We start from the raw sequence: 20,228 nt of genomic DNA, 5'->3' as shown, positions 1-20,228 counted from the left end.
GGCCTCCCATCCCCCCAGGGGCAAGCCCCTCGACCGCAAGCGGTCTTCACCCCAAACCAAAATGACTCACTCGCTTCGCGAGCTTAGGCCGCTTCGCTCTGCCAGAGATAAATCTCTGGCGCAGTCCCACTAACCAACGTGCAAAGCATCTGGCCGTTAAAGGATTTCTGCTCCGGGCCTTAAAAGGCCCAAAGCAGAAACCTTAACGGATGATGTAACTACTTAATAACTCACTCGCTACGCGAGCATAGGCCGCTTCGCTCTCGGCAAAGTACCTTTGCCGGGCATAGATACTCGCTAGAGATACCAGGCACACTTCGAAATACTGAATGCGCTACAGAACCGGAGGGTTTACGCCAGAAAGAAGGGCTTTAAAGGGATCGTCTTAGGATCGTTATGCGAAATTGGATCATTTTTCGAATGTTCTAAATTGGTGGCTTCATGTTCCATTTTGGTTGCATGGACCGTATTTGATGATATAATGAACACTCAATACTATGATGGAGCGCTGGAATGATTGGTAGCTTTAAGGACGGCCAGAACGGTGAGCTTGCAACGTTCTACGTGCATGGGACACGGAGCGCAAAGATACCGGCCATCATTGAAAAGCCGCTTCGCCGTAAGCTGTCTCTTCTGGCCGCTGCCAGCAGTGAAAAATCATTGTTCTCGCCGCCCGGTAACAATTATGAACGCTTGCAGGGTAATCTCGCTGGATGGTCAAGCATTAGGGTGAGCATTCAGTGGCGTCTAATCTTTCGCTGGCGCGATGGCCATGCTTACGACATTTATCTCGATCCACATAAGTACCGCTAGGGGGGAATATGGATACGATCACCGCAGAACCAACCACTGTAGGCGAAATGCTGTCAGAAGAGTTTTTAAAGCCGCTGAACATCACCCAGGCAGAGCTGGCGCTGGTAATGGGTGTGTCCCGTAAAGTTATCGGCCAGATAATCAATAACAGCCGCCGTATCAGCGTAGCAGAAGCCTCACAGCTGGCCGTATTGTTCCAGACTGATGAAGATTTCTGGATTAACCTGCAGGCCGCTCATGACCGTTGGGAGAGCCGAAATATTATAGCGAATAACCATTTCCGCCCTATTCAGGATCTGCTCGCGGAGGCAGGTTGATGATCAATTACGTAGAAATAGCCCGGAGCTGGCGATTACAGAACCCGGAACATGCCGATAGCGGCATAGTGCTTATCTGGAATGATGCGGTTTACGGCTGGAAAAACTGTCTGCGTGACCCTCAACATGAAAGACCTGGTGCAATAGCTATTGATTCCAGTGAGCATATTTTTATTGCCGAAGGTGGTAACGAGTATGATGGTGCGAAGTGTTGGGTTGTTTTGGAAAATAAGAAGGAACTTATATGAATGATAATGCGCATTTTGAAACGGTATTTACGACATTCCCGTTACTTCACTTTGGAATGATTGTTGCCGCTTTGTCGTATATAACTTTTGCGGTAATGATGAATTTCATCAAGCGTAGTCAATTTTTAAAGAAAGTTTTAGATGGTAAGTATGATCTACCTGGAAATGATGATAATGAAGAAGAGGTCTGGAAGAAGGAACCATTTTTAAGTTTTATAAAATGGGACAGAAAACGCTGCATTATCCAGTCAATAGTATCTGCCGTTTTCTTTGTTTTGATTATTGCATCATTTATTTATTATCTGCTTGAGGTGGGGACAAAAAAGGATTTATATTTGTTTGTGTTTACTTTTTCATTACTTGCAAGTTTTCACAATTTAATAAAGTCAATTCACGCAATGATTGACGCCAAGAAAATGAATAAAGATCTCAAAGAGAATATAAGTGCTGATTTGTTTAATTCACACTTCACAAAATTTATTAAAGCAGAAGGTATTTATTTATACTGTTCTCTATTTTTTGATATTGCATGTATCATTGTTATTGGGTGGTTGCTGTATTCAGAATTTGTCGGGAAATAGAATAAAACACTTCACATTATAGGACAAAATGTCCTATAATGTTTGTGAAGGCCGGGTAAGTCACTCAGGTCAATTACCGGAGAACTCCGATGAAAGATGTACTTAAGAACCTCCCTCCCCTTGTCGATACTGTAACTGTTAAGGTTGCTAACGTTACTAAGTACGACGATCACCAGGTAGAAATTCGCGAGGCTGATACCAATCTTCTTATCTGGCGCGCATGGGATTTTGAACCGGACTTTGAATATAATTTTAAGCAGCAGCTGCAGCGCTTCATTAAAAACTGATTTGCAAACTGGCCCGCATAGCGGGCCTTCTTAAATTTATTCAGCTCTTAGATAAAAAGGAAATATGATGACAAATAAAATTGGCCCAACAGTTTATAAGTTAGTTTATGAGTATTCGAATCAATCCGAACACCCTCTTAACGAGAGCGACAATGATGCAATGGCTGAATACTTTAACGATCTCGTCAAGCGCCTTGTCGGTGGTGATGCGATAGATGCAGATACAATGCTGAGACTTGCTAAGGAATACAATATTGACGTTCTACGCGTACCAGAAATAGCCCGTTTCCTTAGCAAGTGGGGGCTTGATGAATAAGTAAGCAGTTTTGATATAAGCAATAAAAATGGTTTTATTAAGTGTTGAGGTATAGGACAAAATGTCCTATACTATTTGTGAAGGCCGGGTAAGTCACTCAGGTCAACTACCGGAGAACTCCGATGAATAATGAAGTTATCGTTACTGCTCGTAAACTTACAGATTATGAAGAACGCCTGATGTTTATGCCGAAATTCTTCGGCCAATACTGGCTTTTGGTGGAAAATCACACTTATAAGTGGATGCGTAAATTAAGTCCTGAAAATAAAAGCCAATATTTAAGTAGTGCGCTGGATAAAATTGAAGCCCATTATGATGGTGGTGAGTGGGATTTTTATGAACTTTCAAATGGTGGTTATTTTATGGCACCAAACAGCCGTGAACATTACCGTATTTCTGTCCAGGGTAATTACTTTGACGGTTTGTTAAGCGCAGAAGCTGCAGGTATGGTGGCAACCAGTTTTGTGCTGGCCCAGCTTGCTAATTCTAATCTGCCATTTTCAGAAAGATGCAGTGCTTATTATCATCAGCTGTTTGATTACGCCAGCGGGCATCAAGAATATGCGCAGTTCCGTGCGGCCATCGATTAAGTGAGTCTTTATCCCCTGCTCTGCAGGGGATTTTTCAGGGGTTTAATATGTCCAAACATTATCCTGGCGATGACTCTCGCGATCAGCAAATGGAAGCCATTGCGCAGCAGCTGCCGGACGACCATCGCATTCTGGACGCGGCGTACTCAGCGCTAATTGATTTGAATAAAGCCTGTATGACCGGTGATCTGCAACAGCGTCATGATGCTGTGTACCGGTTTGAAGCCTGTATCTGGAAAATGAACGGTAAAACCTTCTTTGGGTGTAATGCCGGTGAACATGAAGCGGCTCATGTTATCAGTGAATATTGCCGTGCTGATGACGGTAGCGTTCCTATGTGGGGCCAGCACGGTGATTTTATCATCGAAAGTTTCAGTGGTATGCGAGCAAGGGTTAAGGTCGAAGCCGGATGTATGATGGGGTATCTTTCCACCTCGTTTCATGCCGTTGATTTAGGCGCACCCTTTGTATCCGAAACAGGGTATCGTTCGCATTTTGTTAGGCTTTCAGAAGTCAGACCTGGAGAAACCGTTGATGCACATGTATCCCGCGTATTTCAAAGCCTGATTGACGCCAGAAAGAAACCTGCTTTTATCGCTGCTGATTCCCGTGACAGGCTGGCATCTGAGCCTTTGCCTGATTGGTTAAAATCCCTTTCGCCTCCCCCTGACAGAACGCCTCTAACGCTCCCTGACGGCTTTGTTAGGGTTGAGGCGTTATTACCCGCCTCTAAAGCATTTATCGCCCGTAAATGGGCTGTAGCAGCCCAGGAACGCATTACAGCTGTTATGCAGAGAGAACGGGAGGCTGAAAGAGAAGCTATGAGGGCCGAAAGCGAACGGCGCAAGCAGCTGGCAAAGGAACGTCCCAAAGAATACAAAGATAGGATGATTACCGTTGAGCGCTACAAGGAATTTTACGTTGGTGCTCGATGTGAAATCGTGAGTGTGCATCATCCGGTGTTTGCTAAAAATATTGGCACTATTGTAAAAATCGTTACGATATACGATTCAGGATGCGTGGAGGCGCATGAAGATAAGCCTATACGTTATAGAATCAACCGTCGCGGAACTCAGGTAGTGGATTTTGACCCTACTTGCGTTCGTACTTTTTACAATGTTGATCAACTGAAATTACTGGAAGACAACAAAACAGGTGAATCGTGAATGCAAACTAAACCCTACCCTGTCTCAATCAGGTCAGAATGTTTTTTACCCTTTGGTGCGGGATGGGTTTGTCCGACGCCAGAAGAAATTCGTACTTTGATGCAGATAGCAGAGCTAACAGGAAGCAAAGCAGCCACACTGACCGGACTGAAAGACAGTCGAACCGTCAGGCGCTGGATTGGGGGAGATACCCCCATTCCTTTTTCGGCCTGGGCTATCCTGGTTGAATATGCCGGATTGGGTAAAATCTGGAAGGTGTGAAAAGAATTTTAGCCGCTAAAATTGCAGGATAGGACAAAATGTCCTATAATATTTGTGAAGGCCGGGTAAATCACTCAGGTCAGCAGCCGGAGAATTCCGATGAAAAATACACTTATCCATACCCACTGCAAGCGTTGCGGCTGCAGTCTCACCATGCTTAAACATAGCGTTTTTGGTGCAAATTCATTAAAGGCTGAATTAGGCCAAATTTGTGCTGAATGTCTTACGCCAGAAGAAAATCAACGTATCAGTAAAGAAATCATGGAGCTTGCTGTTCGGCGCGTATGCCAGCCAACATTAACGCTTCATCGCAGAGGACACTAGCTAACCGGTTCAGTGTCTGAATCCAGCAGGAGGCCAGTATGACCAATGTCGTTAAATTTCCTCGTCAAGAGGACAGTAAACCGCAGCAGGGCCAGCCGGTCGAGAATGCTGCCGGTCAAACATCAGGGAGCGCCATGCGTAATATCATGCATGGAGTCATTGGTGCGGTGTACATGGTGCTGGTCATTCTATGGATTCCTGTTCGCTTCCTGCTGATCGCGAACGTTGTCATTCAGTTTTTCAAAATGATGTTTAAATGGAGTGATGGCCCGTTTGCTGCAGCCTGGCCGTTTGTGATCAGTTTCTTTGTACTGGCAGCCCTGACTTACATTATGGCTACATGGAAGCCCAAAGCGCCGTAATACTAATCAGCTGTCATTTATGCTGGGGACACAAAATGATTTATGCAGGTGTTTTGAAGCCGTTTGTGGGAGCTATCAGCGTCGGCTTTTTGATTTCGCTTATCATTGTAATTTGGTTAATGTGGCGTTATCGCAAGTGGGGTAAGGATCGGTTTCTTACTGAGAGTCTGGTGATATTGGTTGTATTTATTGCTAGTTTAATCACAGTGTTTCTGTTACCAACTTACAACGATGAAGACGTGAAATATGGCGAGAAGCTATCCAGCTGCAGGATGATTGAAGAAAATGCCTTCAATGGTTCTTTTAATGAAAATGTCAATAAAATCAATTGCGATGGCGTGATCACAAATATTCCTGTCAGTACGTACCAAAAAATGATTTACGCATATCAGGAAAAGAATAAAGGAGGTTAGCTTTGGCCGGAACTTCATTCAGACTCAGAAGGTTTATTGTAGGTAATGCTGTATGTCGGTTTCTTTTGCAGAGACAATTTTATGTGTTCCTGACGTGGGGAGTGATCACCTTCTTGCAGGCTGTTCTCTTTGCATTAGCCGGTGAATACAGGTATTCCCTGATTTTCCTTTTTGTGTCTGCTCTTACTCCTGGTCTGGCCCCGAACGACAGCTTTGCCGAACCCTTAAAGAGCAAGAACGCGGCGATACGCGCCCTGGCTACGTATGGAAGTCGGCATTACAGGAAATGTCGTTTACTGTGCCTGTTGGCAGTCATATTGATGATGGTGAGCATCATAAAATAAACCGGCTAAGCCGGTTTTTTTTTACTCATTTCTTGTCATTACCTTTTTGTTTAGCTAAACTCATGTATAGCTAAACACGGAGGGCGTTATGACAAAGATTTTAACTACCGCAGAACACAATCAAGCGACAGCTGATCTCGCCACATTAACCGCTATCGTTGAGAACTACGCAGTTACCCACCCCAAGAAACATGGCTGGAGTACCCTGGGCGCATTTTGTATGCCTGCAGTTTTCGTTCTTGTTGTTGGATACCACACCATGAAGGATATTGATCCGAGGGGTCTGACGCTCAGTGGAACGAAAACTCACGTTAAGGGATTTTGGTCATGAGATTATCAAAAAGGATCTTCACCTAGATCCTTTTAAATTAAAAATGAAGTTTTAAATCAATCTAAAGTATATATGAGTAAACTTGGTCTGACAGTTACCAATGCTTAATCAGTGAGGCACCTATCTCAGCGATCTGTCTATTTCGTTCATCCATAGTTGCCTGACTCCCCGTCGTGTAGATAACTACGATACGGGAGGGCTTACCATCTGGCCCCAGTGCTGCAATGATACCGCGAGACCCACGCTCACCGGCTCCAGATTTATCAGCAATAAACCAGCCAGCCGGAAGGGCCGAGCGCAGAAGTGGTCCTGCAACTTTATCCGCCTCCATCCAGTCTATTAATTGTTGCCGGGAAGCTAGAGTAAGTAGTTCGCCAGTTAATAGTTTGCGCAACGTTGTTGCCATTGCTGCAGGCATCGTGGTGTCACGCTCGTCGTTTGGTATGGCTTCATTCAGCTCCGGTTCCCAACGATCAAGGCGAGTTACATGATCCCCCATGTTGTGCAAAAAAGCGGTTAGCTCCTTCGGTCCTCCGATCGTTGTCAGAAGTAAGTTGGCAGCAGTGTTATCACTCATGGTTATGGCAGCACTGCATAATTCTCTTACTGTCATGCCATCCGTAAGATGCTTTTCTGTGACTGGTGAGTACTCAACCAAGTCATTCTGAGAATAGTGTATGCGGCGACCGAGTTGCTCTTGCCCGGCGTCAACACGGGATAATACCGCACCACATAGCAGAACTTTAAAAGTGCTCATCATTGGAAAACGTTCTTCGGGGCGAAAACTCTCAAGGATCTTACCGCTGTTGAGATCCAGTTCGATGTAACCCACTCGTGCACCCAACTGATCTTCAGCATCTTTTACTTTCACCAGCGTTTCTGGGTGAGCAAAAACAGGAAGGCAAAATGCCGCAAAAAAGGGAATAAGGGCGACACGAAAATGTTGAATACTCATACTCTTCCTTTTTCAATATTATTGAAGCATTTACCGGGTTATTGTCTCATGAGCGGATACATATTTGAATGTATTTAGAAAAATAAACAAATAGGGGTTCCGCGCACATTTCCCCGAAAAGTGCCACCTGACGTCTAAGAAACCATTATTATCATGACATTAACCTATAAAAATAGGCGTATCACGAGGCCCTTTCGTCTTCAAGAATTTTATAAACCGTGGAGCGGGCAATACTGAGCTGATGAGCAATTTCCGTTGCACCAGTGCCCTTCTGATGAAGCGTCAGCACGACGTTCCTGTCCACGGTACGCCTGCGGCCAAATTTGATTCCTTTCAGCTTTGCTTCCTGTCGGCCCTCATTCGTGCGTTCTAGGATCCTCCGGCGTTCAGCCTGTGCCACAGCCGACAGGATGGTGACCACCATTTGCCCCATATCACCGTCGGTACTGATCCCGTCATCAATGAACCGGACTGCCACGCCCTGAGCGTCAAATTCCTTTATCAGTTGGATCATATCGGCAGTGTCGCGGCCAAGACGGTCGAGCTTCTTAACCAGAATGACATCACCTTCCTCCACCTTCATCCTCAGCAAATCCAGCCCTTCCCGGTCTGTTGAACTGCCGGATGCCTTATCGGTAAATATAGGGGACGGTAGAGAAAACGGACAAAATCGTACGCTAAGCATGCGGCCTGTCAGGTTGAGGCCATAGAGTTTGACGTTTAGGCGTCAGATAATGCAGAAAGCGGCCCTAGTCTGACGCGATGCCAGTGAGCCGACTGACGCCCAGTTGAGGTATAGCCTAGATTGACATGCGCGATGCAACCCTTAACTTGCTTGCACCTATCGTTTCCATGCTAGCTTTATCGTAACGCTAAGGAAGCTCTGAAAAAGCCCATGTTTCGCGAAATCACCGCTCTGTAACCCGCATGGTTGCTGGGATGCATTTCTCGAGCGGGGGCTTTTTCAGACCTTCCTTAGCTTAGCGTACGATTTTTTCCGAATTCTGCGGTTCCCCCGGAAGACCTACGCAAGTTGGGCCAGCTCAGAGGTGGAATCAACGAAGGCGAGCGAATGAGGCATCTTTTCTGGCGTCTTAACTTTCTCCTTCTCTCCGGGGCAACAAACAGCGCCCAGATGTACCATGAGGCCGCCGCTCTTTCCTCCGAGCTGGATACTCGTTGGTCTTACCGCTCCAAAGAGCTTATGACGCTCTACAGCAAGGCGAAATCCTATGAGGCTGGGGAACGTGTCGAGTTCGGCGGAAAGTCGTTTGCACCGCTATACACGCCCAAAAACGACACGCTGATCAACCTATTCCAGATCTCACAGCAAGAACAAGAGCAACTGAAGACGATTATCAGCACTGACGAGGCTCAGAAGCGCCGCAGAGAGCGCGATAGACTGCGTGATGAAGAACGTCGCCGCGCCGCTGGCCAGCTTGAGCGTGAAGCCTATGAAGCCAACTCATTGAGCAGGCAAAAGCCCTGGGAAGCTATGGGCATGAGCCGGGCTAAATGGTATCGCCTGGGCAAGCCTTCACCTCAACAAAACAGTGAGACAAGTCCCTCCCCTATTACTAATGGCGAAGCCTCAGCGGTTGCCCTTCAGGCGGCCAGGTGTAAAGCCGTTTAGATGGCTATTTCAAAGTGAGTGAGATTTCGTAACGGATGGCAGCCCTAGAGGCTGCTTTCTTTTGAGGGGTTAGCAGGCGTATAGCCATGCTGGATCTCAGTCTATCACTACCTGCTTAATATTCCACCTTTAGATCCGGCAGCAGTTCGACCAGGTGGCCAACTTACCAGGCACCGGCAGCAGCTCGACCGGGTGGCCAAGTTCAGATCTGGACGCCAGAAGGAAATCAACCAGGTGGCCAACTTACCAGGCACCGGCAGCAGCTCGACCAGGTGGCCAAGTTCAGATCTGGACGCCAGAAGGAAATCAACCAGGTGGCCAACTCACCAGGCATCGGCAGCAGCTCGACCAGGTGGCCCATTTCGTACGTACGAAATCAGGCGACGCTATGCGAAATCTTGGCGGCAATCCCCCGCGACTACGTGATTTTTTTAACGTAGAGCGCGCTTTTTCTTGCCATAGTAGGCCATTTTGGCCTATAATCTTAATTAAGAAGACCGGGCACCCGCCACGGTCAATACCGGAGAACTCCGATGATCCACACAGCTAACCGCACCTTTCACCAACTCTATCGAGAATGGATACGCGAACGCCGCGAGCATATGCACAACGTTTTGACCTGGGAGCGTGATCGTTACGGTGCTCGCCTCGTCGGTCTGTTTTATCGTTACTGCAAGGTGGCCAACCCCTTTCCCCGTTGCACTCTGAATACTCGGATCAACTACCGCGCCCATGCGGTGAATCTGCCAGATTGGCCAGCCCGCAGCCTGGAGCTGAATAAAATGTGGCTCAGTTGGAGAGAAAAAAAGTAGGCCGATTTGGCCTATTTTTTATTGTACCCGCTTGACACAATAGGCCAAAATGGCCTATTATATATCTCAGAAGGCCGGGCACCCGCCACGGTCAATACCGGAGAACTCCGATGATGCAAACAGAACTTAATCCCCTGATCTGCTCCCTGGTCGCCACCCCTCGCCGTATGGCTGCAATGCCCCGCTATGTAGGCCGTTTCTATGTGGTTTTCGAGTCGATGCTTTACCAGCAAATGAAAGGGCTCTGCCGCGAGTATCGCGGGGCTTATTGGCTTATGTGGGAGCTGTCGAACGGCGGCTTTTATATGGCTCCTGGGCGTCGTGATGAAATGCTGAACATCGAGGCCATGAACTACTTTAGTGGCCAAATGAGCGCCGATGCTGCCGGGATTACCGCTTGCCTCTACCTCTATAGCCATCTGTCATTTCACACAGAAGGCGCTGACCAGGAGCGGTTTTCAAGGCTGTATCACAGCTTGCGGGATTGGGCTTGTGAGCATGACGAAAAAGAGGCCATCTTGGCCGCAATAGACTAGCAACAGAAAGCCCCGGTGATGGCCGGGGCTCTTAAAGGAGGTGCATAGGTAGAAAAAGAAATGGTGCCCCTGGTATGGCTGCAACCAATCACAGGGGCTTTCACCGGTCAATTTGAGGATAAACGCGATGAATACGGATATTGTATCACTTGCAAAACACATTGGCGACGCTCTGACGGCCCGCCGCCCCGTTCATATGCCGCGCATGAAGATGCGGGAGCTTGGCTTGCTCTTGATTGAACTGAAGGCGTATCGGGAGGCCGCCGCGACCGTTACCCATTGATAAAAAAGCCCCGGCATTGACCGGGGCTATTTGAGGATTTATCGCATGATTAGACCTGAAACGCTTAGGCCGTTCGCTGAAGATTGGCAGGCTCCAACCGCCGATGAAATCAAAGAGGTGTTGGAGCTGATTAGGCAACGAAAAGGGCTTAGTAAGCCTCTCAGTGGCGTTGATGTCGCTGATCTCGTTGGTTTGCCTGGTGAGAGAGGCAGCGGAAAGGGAACCCGAACCTTCAGGCGTTGGGTGAGCAAAACCAACCCTAGCCCTATTGCTTATGGTGCCTGGTCTATCTTGGCCCACCTGGCAGGTTTCGGGGCTATATGGGACGCTGACCGGGATTGAAACCATGACCGAACATAAGGCCGAACGTGCTCCCTGGGGAGACTTCCCGGCAGTAGTGAGGAACGGCGATCTAAAGGATCTCTCTAAAGAACCTGAATACGAAGCCGCCAAACATGGCGACCACAAGGCGATGAGCTATAAGCGCATGAAGCCGGCCGAGGACGAATTGCATTGCGAGATCAAGGCGCTGCTTGATCGCGCCAAGGCTACCGACGACCAGGAGCGTAACGAGCCGGAGCTGGACATTCCTGCCGAGATTTCTCGCCGCGAGAAGCGCCTGGAGGCGATCCAGGCGGCAAAGGCGCGCCTGGAAGCGCGCCAGCGTGAAGCGGACCAGGCCCGGGGGCGCAGCGAAGACGATGGCCGCCGGCCTCGCCATCCGGATGGCTCGGACAAGGGCGGTGGCTCGTACAAACGCGAGTTTGGTGTGCCGGATGACCGTGATCAGGAAAGCTTCACCGATCCGGACAGCCGGATCATGAAACACGCCGGTGGTGGCTCCGAGCAGAGCTACAACGGGTACACAGCGGTCGATGCCGAGCACCAGATCATCGTGGCGGCGGAGTTGACCAACTGCGCCGCGGACAGTCAGGCGCTGCTGGGCATGCTGGCAGCAGTTCAGGCCAACACCGGAGAAATGCCGGCCCAGACGCTGGCGGATGCGGGATTCCGTAGTGAGGCTGTTCTGGCAAAGGTCGCCGATCACCACGGCGATGTCATCGTTGCCCTCGGCCGCGAGGGACGTGAAGATGCCAAGGTCAATGCCAAGACCCATCCGCATACGGCGGCGATTGCGGCGAAATTGAAAACGGAGCAAGGCGATGCAGCTTACCGCCGGCGCAAGTCGATCGTGGAGGCTCCGAATGGTTGGATCAAGGCGGTGATGGGATTGCGTCAGTTCAGCATGAGGGGCCTGGACAAGGTGCAAGCCGAGTGGAAGCTCGTCTGCATGGCGCTAAATCTGAGGCGAATGGCGTATCTGTGAGGGCGAAGGTTAAATGGGGCGGCTCAAATGCACCCCAGTCGTCATAACACGCCGCGCGCCGCAAGATTGGTATCCTTGGCGCCGACGCCTTGCCAATTGCAGAGAGCGCCGCCGCCATCGTCAGTGCTCTACAGAAAACCGGTCACACGGCTCTGCCGCGCAGACTCCTAGCCTAAATGTGACAGTGGTTGGTAATCCATGCCGCCCGCAAGGGCGGCGGTGGTGGGCCAATAGATGATTTTCAGAGCCTTACTGCCCGTTGACGCCCAATCCCTCGAGCGCGAGTCTAGCCGCAGCGGCGATGACGGCCTCGCTGTGCTTGTCATCCTTGTTAGGCGCCCGGGTGTAGACGGCCAACACAATAGGTGCGCGCCCAGTGGGCCAGACGACGGCATAGTCATTTGCCGTGCCATACACTCCGCAGGTTCCGGTTTTGTCTCCGACTGCCCAGTCTGCCGGCACCGCCGCGCGGATGCGGTGGTTGCCGGTCGTGTTTCCCTTTAGCCAATCAACAAACTGCTGCCGCTGCGGCGCAGCCAGTGCAGAGCCCAGTGTCAGTTTTTGTAAGCTTTCCGTCACGGCGCGCGGCGATGAGGTATCGCGCGCATCGCCTGGGATGGCGGAGTTCAGCTCCAGCTCCCAGCGGTCCAGACGGAACGTGGTATCGCCGATAGAGCGCATGAAGGCCGTCAGCCCGGCCGGGCCGCCCAACTCCTTCAGCAACAAATTGGCGGCGGCGTTATCACTGTATTGCACGGCGGCCGCGGACAGCTCCGCCACCGTCATGCCTGTTGTCAGATATTTTTCCGAGATGGGTGACCACGGAACCAGCGCATTTTTGCCGTAACGGATGGGTGTGTCCAGCAAGCCGGCCTGCTGCTGGCTGCGAGCCAGCACAGCGGCAGCAAGAAAGCCCTTGAATGAGCTGCACAGTGGGAAGCGCTCCTCAGCGCGGTAACTTACAGTTGCGCCTGAGCCGGTATCCATCGCGTACACACCGATGGAGCCGCCAAAGTCCTGTTCGAGTTTAGCGAATGGTTCCGCGACGAGGTTGGTCAGCGCGGTGGCAGAAAAGCCAGCCAGCGGCCATGAGAGACAAGACAGCAGAACTAGACGGCGATACAGTGACATCAACGATATTCCTTGTTTGAAGGTGGAGCTAGGTGTAGCGGCCGGATGTAATCAGGCCGCTACAGCTGGGATTAGGGGTCTGACGCTCAGTGGAACGAAAACTCACGTTAAGGGATTTTGGTCATGAGATTATCAAAACTAGATCCTTTTAAATTAAAAATGAAGTTTTAAATCAATCTAAAGTATATATGAGTAAACTTGGTCTGACAGTTACCAATGCTTAATCAGTGAGGCACCTATCTCAGCGATCTGTCTATTTCGTTCATCCATAGTTGCCTGACTCCCCGTCGTGTAGATAACTACGATACGGGAGGGCTTACCATCTGGCCCCAGTGCTGCAATGATACCGCGAGACCCACGCTCACCGGCTCCAGATTTATCAGCAATAAACCAGCCAGCCGGAAGGGCCGAGCGCAGAAGTGGTCCTGTAACTTTATCCGCCTCCATCCAGTCTATTAATTGTTGCCGGGAAGCTAGAGTAAGTAGTTCGCCAGTTAATAGTTTGCGCAACGTTGTTGCCATTGCTGCAGGCATCGTGGTGTCACGCTCGTCGTTTGGTATGGCTTCATTCAGCTCCGGTTCCCAACGATCAAGGCGAGTTACATGATCCCCCATGTTGTGCAAAAAGCGGTTAGCTCCTTCGGTCCTCCGATCGTTGTCAGAAGTAAGTTGGCCGCAGTGTTATCACTCATGGTTATGGCAGCACTGCATAATTCTCTTACTGTCATGCCATCCGTAAGATGCTTTTCTGTGACTGGTGAGTACTCAACCAAGTCATTTTTCAATATTATTGAAGCATTTATCAGGGTTATTGTCTCATGAGCGGATACATATTTGAATGTATTTAGAAAAATAAACAAATAGGGGTTCCGCGCACATTTCCCCGAAAAGTGCCACCTGACGTCTAAGAAACCATTATTATCATGACATTAACCTATATGTCAAGACCCGGCTGGTTATACACGCGTTTCCTGAACAATTCAGGGCGTTTTTCATGCCATTCCTTGAGCGCCTGAACGGGTGTTTTGTGTTGGAGCGCGCGTTGCGGAATGCTGTGGTTGTAGATCTTGACGTAATTGCGCAGCGTCGATTCCAGTTCGGCAGCTGAACCAAAACGGGTCTGGTTGACGATGTCGCTGATACGACCGTTGAAGCGCTCCACCATGCCGTTGGTCTGCGGATGACGAGGCGGGATGAGCCGGTGCTCGATGCCGAGCTGCTTGCACAGGCGGTCGAACACGTGTGTGCCGCTGGGTTCCTTCTTCTTGCCGCCAGCCGTGAAGCGGTCGGTGAACTGGCTGCCGTTGTCGGTCAGAAGCTTGACGATCTTGACGGGACAGGCTTGCTGGACTTTGTTGAGGAAGTCGCCACTGCTGCCATCGGTCTGGTCGGCATAGAGCTCGATGAAGACCCAGCGCGTAGCACGGTCGATGGCAACGAAGAGATAGCGCCTTGCCGTCTCGTCGGGCATCTGCGGCAGGTACTTGATGTCGATGTGCACAAAGCCCGGCTCGTAGTCCTTGAAGGTCTTTTTCGTGGCGGGCGCAGTGCCTTCCTGCTCGACCAGGTTACGTAGATCCGAGACACCGTGGCGGCGCAGGCAACGTCCCAGGCCGGCACGCGAGACGGCTGGATTGATGAACTCGCGCGTGACCGCCAGCAGGTCGTCCGTGGGCAGCAGCAACGTCTTGCGCAGCTCCACCACGATGAGCTCCTGCTCGGGCGTGAGCGTCGTGTACATCTTGTTCGGCGCATGCGACTTGTCTTCAGGAGACTCGCGGTTTTGCCACTTTCGGATGGTTTGGCGGGTGACGTTGTACATCCTGGCCAGTTCGGCCTGCGGGAGCGTCGAGTTCCTGATTTCCTCACGGATCAGGTGGGTAGTACGGGCTTGGCTGTGCAGTGCCTGGGTCATCGAGTTGCCAGTGAAGAGTCGGATTGGAACAGTGTACGCAAAACGTGTCTGGCCTTGAAGAGCGGCCAGCTACGCATGGGTACATGATCCCACGAGTCCAGACACCTATAAAAATAGGCGTATCACGAGGCCCTTTCGTCTTCAAGAATTTTATAAACCGTGGAGCGGGCAATACTGAGCTGATGAGCAATTTCCGTTGCACCAGTGCCCTTCTGATGAAGCGTCAGCACGACGTTCCTGTCCACGGTACGCCTGCGGCCAAATTTGATTCCTTTCAGCTTTGCTTCCTGTCGGCCCTCATTCGTGCGCTCTAGGATCCTCCGGCGTTCAGCTTGTGCCACAGCCGACAGGATGGTGACCACCATTTGCCCCATATCACCGTCGGTACTGATCCCGTCGTCAATAAACCGAACCGCGACACCCTGAGCATCAAACTCTTTTATCAGTTGGATCATGTCGGCGGTGTCGCGGCCAAGACGGTCGAGCTTCTTCACCAGAATGACATCACCTTCCTCCACCTTCATCCTCAGCAAATCCAGCCCTTCCCGATCTGTTGAACTGCCGGATGCCTTGTCGGTAAAGATGCGGTTAGCTTTTACCCCTGCATCTTTGAGCGCTCTGATCTGAATATCGAGGGACTGCTGGCTGGTTGAGACCCGCGCATAACCAAAAATTCGCATAAAATGTACCTTAAATCGAATATCAGACACGATGTGTCTATTATGCCAAAATGACGATTTAATGGACACTCAAACGAAGCCGTTTTACTATGTCTGATAATTTATAACATTTCGTACGGTTGGAAAAATGTTACTAAATGCCCGTCAGGCAGGGAGGCCGATATGCCCGTTGACTTTCTGACCACTGAGCAGACTGAAAGCTATGGCAGATTCACCGGTGAACCGGATGAGCTTCAGCTGGCACGATATTTTCACCTTGATGAAGCAGACAAGGAATTTATCGGAAAAAGCAGAGGTGATCACAACCGTCTGGGCATTGCCCTGCAAATTGGATGTGTCCGTTTTCTGGGCACCTTCCTCACCGATATGAATCATATTCCTTCCGGCGTCCGGCATTTTACCGCCAGACAGCTCGGGATTCGTGATATCACCGTTCTTGCAGAATACGGTCAGAGGGAAAATACCCGCCGTGAGCATGCAGCGCTGATACGTCAGCACTATCAGTATCGTGAATTGGCTCTGTTGCAAAAATCGTGAAGCTTGAGCATGCTTGGCGGAGATTGGACGGACGGAACGATGACGGATTTCAAGTGGCGCCATTTCCAGGGTGATGTGATCCTGTGGGCGGTGCGCTGGTATTGTCGCTATCCGATCAGCTATCGCGACCTTGAGGAAATGCTGGCGGAACGCGGCATTTCGGTCGACCATACGACGATCTATCGCTGGGTCCAGTGCTACGCCCCGGAGATGGAGAAGCGGCTGCGCTGGTTCTGGCGGCGTGGCTTTGATCCGAGCTGGCGCCTGGATGAAACCTACGTCAAGGTGCGGGGCAAGTGGACCTACCTGTACCGGGCAGTCGACAAGCGGGGCGACACGATCGATTTCTACCTGTCGCCGACCCGCAGCGCCAAGGCAGCGAAGCGGTTCCTGGGCAAGGCCCTGCGAGGCCTGAAGCACTGGGAAAAGCCTGCCACGCTCAATACCGACAAAGCGCCGAGCTATGGTGCAGCGATCACCGAATTGAAGCGCGAAGGAAAGCTGGACCGGGAGACGGCCCACCGGCAGGTGAAGTATCTCAATAACGTGATCGAGGCCGATCACGGAAAGCTCAAGATACTGATCAAGCCGGTGCGCGGTTTCAAATCGATCCCCACGGCCTATGCCACGATCAAGGGATTCGAAGTCATGCGAGCCCTGCGCAAAGGACAGGCTCGCCCCTGGTGCCTGCAGCCCGGCATCAGGGGCGAGGTGCGCCTTGTGGAGAGAGCTTTTGGCATTGGGCCCTCGGCGCTGACGGAGGCCATGGGCATGCTCAACCACCATTTCGCAGCAGCCGCCTGATCGGCGCAGAGCGACAGCCTACCTCTGACTGCCGCCAATCTTTGCAACAGAGCCCGCCGTGCTAGTCTGCTCGGTGATGGTGGAGTGAAGCCAACCCGCAATCGGGTTATGAATCTGCATCGCGATTCGCAATCAGCTGTCTCTTGAGCATGTCGAACTCCTGCGATGTTATCTCGCCGTGCTCGTGCTGCTACACCAACTTGTCCAACTCATCCGCCACACCGCTCCCCACCACCTGCGATGGCCAGGTTGTTTGCTGGGCGCATTGGCGGAGTATCGTCTCGACCCGGGACACCCACACCGGCACAACCTTACGGGAGTGATTCACTGTCAAAGAATCGGCCCGGTGCTCTGACGCAAGTATCGGGATGGTCACCATTTGTAAGCCGTAGACCTGAGTGGTGATCAAGACTTCGATACCACCGACCGTACCGGTACTAATCGACGACGGTCGTGTTCGTCGCCTGCCGCAGGGACTCTGCACACCTCCGTTTACGCATGTGCCTGGAGGAGTTGGAAATCGTCGTGTTCGGGAAACATTAAACACAGGATGGCAGCGATCTGAGCCAGCACATGATCAGCTAGCTCACCATCCGGATCGACGGCCCACTGCATCGTCGCGCCAGCGATGACCGAGTGCAGGAGCAACTCAGCTGCCGCAGGAGCACCTGGGGGCAGTCGCTTGCGGATCCCCTCCACCACCGCGCGGTTCCGCTGGATCGCAAGCGTGCGTAGCTCCGGCACCTGGAGCTCGTACCAGGAGATGAGATAGTTCACCGAGAAGTCGTTGCGAGTGTTCATGCTCCGAACGAGCACCTGCAAAAATTCCCAGAGCCCTTGCGGCCCTGCGCCTATCGGTATCGCATTCAGGTAATGCCGCACCTGCTCGACGCCGCGCTCCATCATCCTCACCAGCAGCGTATCGCGGTTGGTGAAGCGCTGGATTAACGCTGCGCGGGAGAGCCCCACCTCCTTTGCTACTCCGCTGAGCGTGAACTCTATGGGACCGCAACGCTTCAGCACTACGGTGGCGGCCTCGAGTACCTCGTCATCGGACTTGAGCTTGGGGCGGGGCATCAGTGTTCACCTTCTGTATGGGTTGGGGCGGAGGCTGTGGCTGCCGCCGCCATTGTAGCAAATTGAAGACGGAGCGAGAGTAGAGCCACGAGCCCCGCAAACACGGCCGATACAACGAGGCCAGGGAGCGGACCAGCAAGGTCGACAAACGCGCCGGCCGCAAGCATAACCATGGGCGAGGCTGACAGCATCACCGCCGAGACCGTGCCGAGTACCCGGCCGAGAAGTTCTGGCGGCGTGCGGTTGTAGATGGCAGCGTTGAGAATGGGAGAGACTGAGCCGGTCAGCAGTCCCACGAGCGCGCCCAACAACATCAGCACCGGCACGCCTGGCAACTGTGAAAGCAGAAGCGAGCCCACCGCAGAGCCACAAAATGCCACCGCCAGCCAGTTCTGCGCTGATATCCGGGCGCCGACCGACGCATGAATGGCAATGCCAAGGAGACCACCAGCCCCCATCATTGAGGAGAACAGCCCGAGCTCTGCTACTTGGCGTCCTGCATCTACAAACAGCGCAGGCATGATGACGCTGCCGTTGGCGCCAACGATGCCCACGAAGATCATCACTATACCAAAGAGAGGGCGCAGCAGGGGTTCGCTCCAGAGAAAAGCGACGCCGGCGCGCATGGAGAGAGTCGCCGTCGTGGTCATCGTCCGAGCGGCACGCGCGGGAAGCACCCACGCGCCGAGCAGACCTGCAAGGACGGAGCAGAACGCCGTCAGCCCGAGCGTTGGCGCAGCGCCAAGCAGGCCGATTGCGGCCCCCCCAAGGGCCGGGCCACCTAGAATCGCGACGTTCCCGATCACCGCTTTCAGTGACGAGACGCGCTCAACGGAGAGCCCGGCGACGTGGCCGAGTTTGGGCAGCTCACTGTCCTGCGCGGCCATACCGGGTGCGTCGAACGCGGCACCGAGCACCACGCAAGCGATCAGCCCAGTGTTCGAGAGGGCGCCAACGGCATCGAGCAGTGGGATGCTCGCCATGGCCACGCCGCCCACCACACCCGAGATCAATGCGACGGGCGCGCGCCCGAACCGATCGACGAGGCCACCACCAACCCACGCGCCGATGATGGTCGCGATGACGCTGCTAGCGGCCGTGGCGCCCGCCCAGGCCGCGCTCTTTGTATGAGACAGGACGAACCATGGAAGCGCGAGGGCCGCCACCGCGTTGCCGATCCGGAAGAGAAAGGTCGCCGCGAACAGCGTCGCGAGCGGGCTATATCGACGTTCGCTCATTCCGCTGCGGCGAGCTGCGCCTTCGCCGCAGCGAGGTACTCTTCGTTACCCGAGTCGAGGGCGAAGAGTGCGTAGGTGACCGCCCCGAACGCAAGGCGCTCCGCGATGTGGTGGGCGAGCCGCGGCCACACCCGGCCACCGGCCGCTTCATACGTGAGGAGGAGCTTCGCGAGCCCCTCTTCACCAAAGACCATAAGGTGCGCGGCCATGTCGATGGCAGGGTCATCAACGCGGGCCTCGCTCCAGTCGATCATCCCGCTGACGCGCTCCGTGTTGTCGATGAGCACATGGCCCACGTAGAGATCGCCATGCACCACCACGGAGAAATCTGGCCACGACGAATCGTCGTCGAGCCAGCGCTGCCACCGGTGGAGGCGCTTGTCGTTCACCACGAACTCGCGTCGGACGCGGTCAACGTCGTCGGCCACCTTCTGACGGGCCTGCGTCGGTGTACGGATGAGCATCCCCGCATCCACGGCGGCGGAAATGGGGACGGCATGCAGGGCGGCGAGCGCGGTCGCGAAGCTCTCCGCGAAGACCTCCGAGTCCTGCGGCACGACCCAGTCGGGCGTGGACGAACCAGGCTGGATGACCATCGCAGTCGAGTCTTCGAGCATGGGATAGGCAACGAGCTCGGCGTTGGCCACGCGCCAGTCCGGCACCGCGAACGGCAGGCGATTCTTGAGCATTGCCAGCACCCGCGCCTCTGGTTCGACCTTCGCGCTTACCTCGGCTCGGCGCGGGATGCGCAGCACCCACCGACGTCCATCGTCGACGGTGGCGATCACGATCCTATAGTCGAGCCCAAGCTCATTGACAGTCAGCGGGCCATGGAGCTTGAGCCCATGTCGGGCTGCAAGTGCGTACAGTTGGGAGGTATCGGCGGTCGTGACTACGGTCATGATTCACTCCTGAGGGCTTGACGGGTTTAGCCACCTAAATGTAAC

General features: G+C 52.6%; 26 protein-coding genes and 3 pseudogenes. 20 read left to right on the top strand and 9 right to left on the bottom strand.

Annotation, left to right across the window (positions count from 1 at the left end):
- The first annotated feature begins 513 nt into the window (after positions 1 to 513).
- The 13 genes from ACJ9Y9_RS24440 to ACJ9Y9_RS24380 all read left to right on the top strand — a co-directional run bounded on the left by ACJ9Y9_RS24440 (position 514) and on the right by ACJ9Y9_RS24380 (position 6,353).
- Complete coding sequence (locus ACJ9Y9_RS24440) at positions 514 to 813, top strand: type II toxin-antitoxin system RelE/ParE family toxin (RefSeq protein WP_109885658.1); 300 nt, start codon at positions 514 to 516, stop codon at positions 811 to 813.
- A gap of 8 nt (positions 814 to 821) precedes the next feature.
- Complete coding sequence (locus ACJ9Y9_RS24435) at positions 822 to 1,130, top strand: HigA family addiction module antitoxin (RefSeq protein ID WP_003019666.1); 309 nt, start codon at positions 822 to 824, stop codon at positions 1,128 to 1,130.
- Positions 1,130 to 1,378, top strand: coding sequence for a hypothetical protein (locus tag ACJ9Y9_RS24430; protein WP_039696244.1), 249 nt, complete (start codon positions 1,130 to 1,132; stop codon positions 1,376 to 1,378). The genes ACJ9Y9_RS24435 and ACJ9Y9_RS24430 overlap by 1 nt, the downstream gene beginning before the upstream one ends.
- Positions 1,375 to 1,959, top strand: a complete 585-nt coding sequence (locus tag ACJ9Y9_RS24425) for a hypothetical protein (RefSeq protein WP_094334518.1) — start codon at positions 1,375 to 1,377, stop codon at positions 1,957 to 1,959. The genes ACJ9Y9_RS24430 and ACJ9Y9_RS24425 overlap by 4 nt, the downstream gene beginning before the upstream one ends.
- Before the next feature lie 89 nt (positions 1,960 to 2,048).
- The gene (locus tag ACJ9Y9_RS24420) at positions 2,049 to 2,246 is read left to right on the top strand and encodes a DUF905 family protein (RefSeq protein WP_024252921.1); all 198 of its coding nucleotides are present in this window, start codon (positions 2,049 to 2,051) and stop codon (positions 2,244 to 2,246) included.
- Positions 2,247 to 2,310: 64 nt separating this feature from the next.
- Positions 2,311 to 2,562, top strand: a complete 252-nt coding sequence (locus ACJ9Y9_RS24415) for a DUF2543 family protein (RefSeq protein ID WP_110915764.1) — start codon at positions 2,311 to 2,313, stop codon at positions 2,560 to 2,562.
- Between the two features lie 122 nt (positions 2,563 to 2,684).
- Positions 2,685 to 3,152, top strand: coding sequence for an antirestriction protein (locus ACJ9Y9_RS24410; protein WP_109885683.1), 468 nt, complete (start codon positions 2,685 to 2,687; stop codon positions 3,150 to 3,152).
- A gap of 47 nt (positions 3,153 to 3,199) precedes the next feature.
- The gene (locus ACJ9Y9_RS24405; protein ID WP_071443965.1) at positions 3,200 to 4,318 is read left to right on the top strand and encodes a protein klcB; all 1,119 of its coding nucleotides are present in this window, start codon (positions 3,200 to 3,202) and stop codon (positions 4,316 to 4,318) included.
- Positions 4,319 to 4,579, top strand: a complete 261-nt coding sequence (locus tag ACJ9Y9_RS24400; protein ID WP_003019685.1) for a KorC protein — start codon at positions 4,319 to 4,321, stop codon at positions 4,577 to 4,579.
- A gap of 99 nt (positions 4,580 to 4,678) precedes the next feature.
- Positions 4,679 to 4,903 carry a DUF2688 domain-containing protein gene (locus ACJ9Y9_RS24395; protein ID WP_003019687.1) on the top strand — a complete coding sequence of 75 codons (225 nt, stop codon included), beginning with the start codon at positions 4,679 to 4,681 and terminating at the stop codon, positions 4,901 to 4,903.
- 38 nt (positions 4,904 to 4,941) lie between these two features.
- Entirely contained in the window at positions 4,942 to 5,265 is a 324-nt protein-coding gene (gene kleE, locus ACJ9Y9_RS24390) for a KleE stable inheritance protein (protein WP_023363192.1), read from the top strand.
- A 35-nt stretch (positions 5,266 to 5,300) separates the two neighbouring features.
- Positions 5,301 to 5,678 carry a hypothetical protein gene (locus tag ACJ9Y9_RS24385; RefSeq protein ID WP_109885684.1) on the top strand — a complete coding sequence of 126 codons (378 nt, stop codon included), beginning with the start codon at positions 5,301 to 5,303 and terminating at the stop codon, positions 5,676 to 5,678.
- 432 nt (positions 5,679 to 6,110) lie between these two features.
- Complete coding sequence (locus tag ACJ9Y9_RS24380; RefSeq protein ID WP_407226239.1) at positions 6,111 to 6,353, top strand: hypothetical protein; 243 nt, start codon at positions 6,111 to 6,113, stop codon at positions 6,351 to 6,353.
- 94 nt (positions 6,354 to 6,447) lie between these two features.
- On the opposite strand, the gene ACJ9Y9_RS24375 is transcribed toward ACJ9Y9_RS24380, so the two are convergent.
- Together ACJ9Y9_RS24375 and ACJ9Y9_RS24370 are read right to left on the bottom strand one after the other, a co-directional pair.
- Positions 6,448 to 7,308 (bottom strand): broad-spectrum class A beta-lactamase TEM-1, encoded by an 861-nt coding sequence (locus tag ACJ9Y9_RS24375; protein WP_000027057.1) that lies wholly within the window; start codon positions 7,306 to 7,308, stop codon positions 6,448 to 6,450.
- A gap of 181 nt (positions 7,309 to 7,489) precedes the next feature.
- Complete coding sequence (locus ACJ9Y9_RS24370) at positions 7,490 to 7,993, bottom strand: recombinase family protein (RefSeq protein WP_110915625.1); 504 nt, start codon at positions 7,991 to 7,993, stop codon at positions 7,490 to 7,492.
- Between the two features lie 387 nt (positions 7,994 to 8,380).
- Between ACJ9Y9_RS24370 and ACJ9Y9_RS24365 the strand changes: the two genes are divergently transcribed.
- From ACJ9Y9_RS24365 to ACJ9Y9_RS24345, 5 genes and pseudogenes are all read left to right on the top strand, one after another.
- The gene (locus tag ACJ9Y9_RS24365; protein ID WP_014343471.1) at positions 8,381 to 8,941 is read left to right on the top strand and encodes a replication protein; all 561 of its coding nucleotides are present in this window, start codon (positions 8,381 to 8,383) and stop codon (positions 8,939 to 8,941) included.
- Between the two features lie 533 nt (positions 8,942 to 9,474).
- Positions 9,475 to 9,753 (top strand): hypothetical protein, encoded by a 279-nt coding sequence (locus ACJ9Y9_RS24360; RefSeq protein ID WP_013213990.1) that lies wholly within the window; start codon positions 9,475 to 9,477, stop codon positions 9,751 to 9,753.
- Between the two features lie 110 nt (positions 9,754 to 9,863).
- Positions 9,864 to 10,289, top strand: coding sequence for an antirestriction protein (locus ACJ9Y9_RS24355; RefSeq protein ID WP_013213989.1), 426 nt, complete (start codon positions 9,864 to 9,866; stop codon positions 10,287 to 10,289).
- Between the two features lie 127 nt (positions 10,290 to 10,416).
- Positions 10,417 to 10,572: a hypothetical protein gene (locus ACJ9Y9_RS24350; RefSeq protein ID WP_013213988.1), complete on the top strand. Its 156-nt coding sequence runs from the start codon at positions 10,417 to 10,419 to the stop codon at positions 10,570 to 10,572.
- 463 nt (positions 10,573 to 11,035) lie between these two features.
- Positions 11,036 to 11,899 (top strand): annotated as a pseudogene (locus ACJ9Y9_RS24345) (IS1182-like element ISKpn6 family transposase); the annotation flags it as partial.
- Positions 11,900 to 12,148: 249 nt separating this feature from the next.
- Here the strand turns inward: ACJ9Y9_RS24345 and ACJ9Y9_RS24340 are convergent.
- The 4 genes and pseudogenes from ACJ9Y9_RS24340 to ACJ9Y9_RS24325 form a co-directional block, all read right to left on the bottom strand.
- Entirely contained in the window at positions 12,149 to 13,030 is an 882-nt protein-coding gene (locus ACJ9Y9_RS24340; protein WP_004199234.1) for a carbapenem-hydrolyzing class A beta-lactamase KPC-2, read from the bottom strand.
- A gap of 210 nt (positions 13,031 to 13,240) precedes the next feature.
- Positions 13,241 to 13,842 (bottom strand): annotated as a pseudogene (bla, locus tag ACJ9Y9_RS24335) (class A beta-lactamase).
- A gap of 122 nt (positions 13,843 to 13,964) precedes the next feature.
- Entirely contained in the window at positions 13,965 to 14,945 is a 981-nt protein-coding gene (locus ACJ9Y9_RS24330) for an IS481-like element ISKpn27 family transposase (RefSeq protein WP_013213985.1), read from the bottom strand.
- Positions 14,946 to 15,067: 122 nt separating this feature from the next.
- Entirely contained in the window at positions 15,068 to 15,625 is a 558-nt protein-coding gene (locus ACJ9Y9_RS24325; RefSeq protein ID WP_001217881.1) for a recombinase family protein, read from the bottom strand.
- A 162-nt stretch (positions 15,626 to 15,787) separates the two neighbouring features.
- On the opposite strand from ACJ9Y9_RS24325, the pseudogene ACJ9Y9_RS24320 reads away from it, so the two are divergent.
- A pseudogene (locus ACJ9Y9_RS24320) lies at positions 15,788 to 16,144 on the top strand (DUF4158 domain-containing protein); the annotation flags it as partial.
- Positions 16,145 to 16,201: 57 nt separating this feature from the next.
- Positions 16,202 to 16,966, top strand: coding sequence for an IS6-like element IS6100 family transposase (locus tag ACJ9Y9_RS24315; protein ID WP_001389365.1), 765 nt, complete (start codon positions 16,202 to 16,204; stop codon positions 16,964 to 16,966).
- 492 nt (positions 16,967 to 17,458) lie between these two features.
- On the opposite strand, the gene mphR(A) is transcribed toward ACJ9Y9_RS24315, so the two are convergent.
- Genes mphR(A) through ACJ9Y9_RS24300 form a run of 3 tightly spaced genes read right to left on the bottom strand, consistent with a single transcriptional unit; the run spans position 17,459 to position 20,183 of the window.
- A complete protein-coding gene (gene mphR(A), locus ACJ9Y9_RS24310) occupies positions 17,459 to 18,043 on the bottom strand; it encodes a macrolide-binding transcriptional repressor MphR(A) (protein WP_001137892.1) in 585 nt (194 codons plus the stop codon).
- Positions 18,043 to 19,281, bottom strand: coding sequence for a macrolide resistance MFS transporter Mrx(A) (gene mrx(A), locus ACJ9Y9_RS24305; RefSeq protein ID WP_000004159.1), 1,239 nt, complete (start codon positions 19,279 to 19,281; stop codon positions 18,043 to 18,045). Before mrx(A) ends, mphR(A) begins: the two co-directional genes overlap by 1 nt.
- Positions 19,278 to 20,183, bottom strand: a complete 906-nt coding sequence (locus tag ACJ9Y9_RS24300; protein ID WP_000219391.1) for an Mph(A) family macrolide 2'-phosphotransferase — start codon at positions 20,181 to 20,183, stop codon at positions 19,278 to 19,280. Before ACJ9Y9_RS24300 ends, mrx(A) begins: the two co-directional genes overlap by 4 nt.
- Between the last annotated feature and the right edge of the window lie 45 nt (positions 20,184 to 20,228).

The organism is Enterobacter sp. CPE_E1241 (genome assembly GCF_045618265.1).
Taxonomy (GTDB): Bacteria; Pseudomonadota; Gammaproteobacteria; order Enterobacterales; family Enterobacteriaceae; genus Enterobacter; species Enterobacter adelaidei.
Note: the sequence above shows the minus strand (reverse complement) of the source record. Positions and strands in the feature narration are given on the sequence as shown.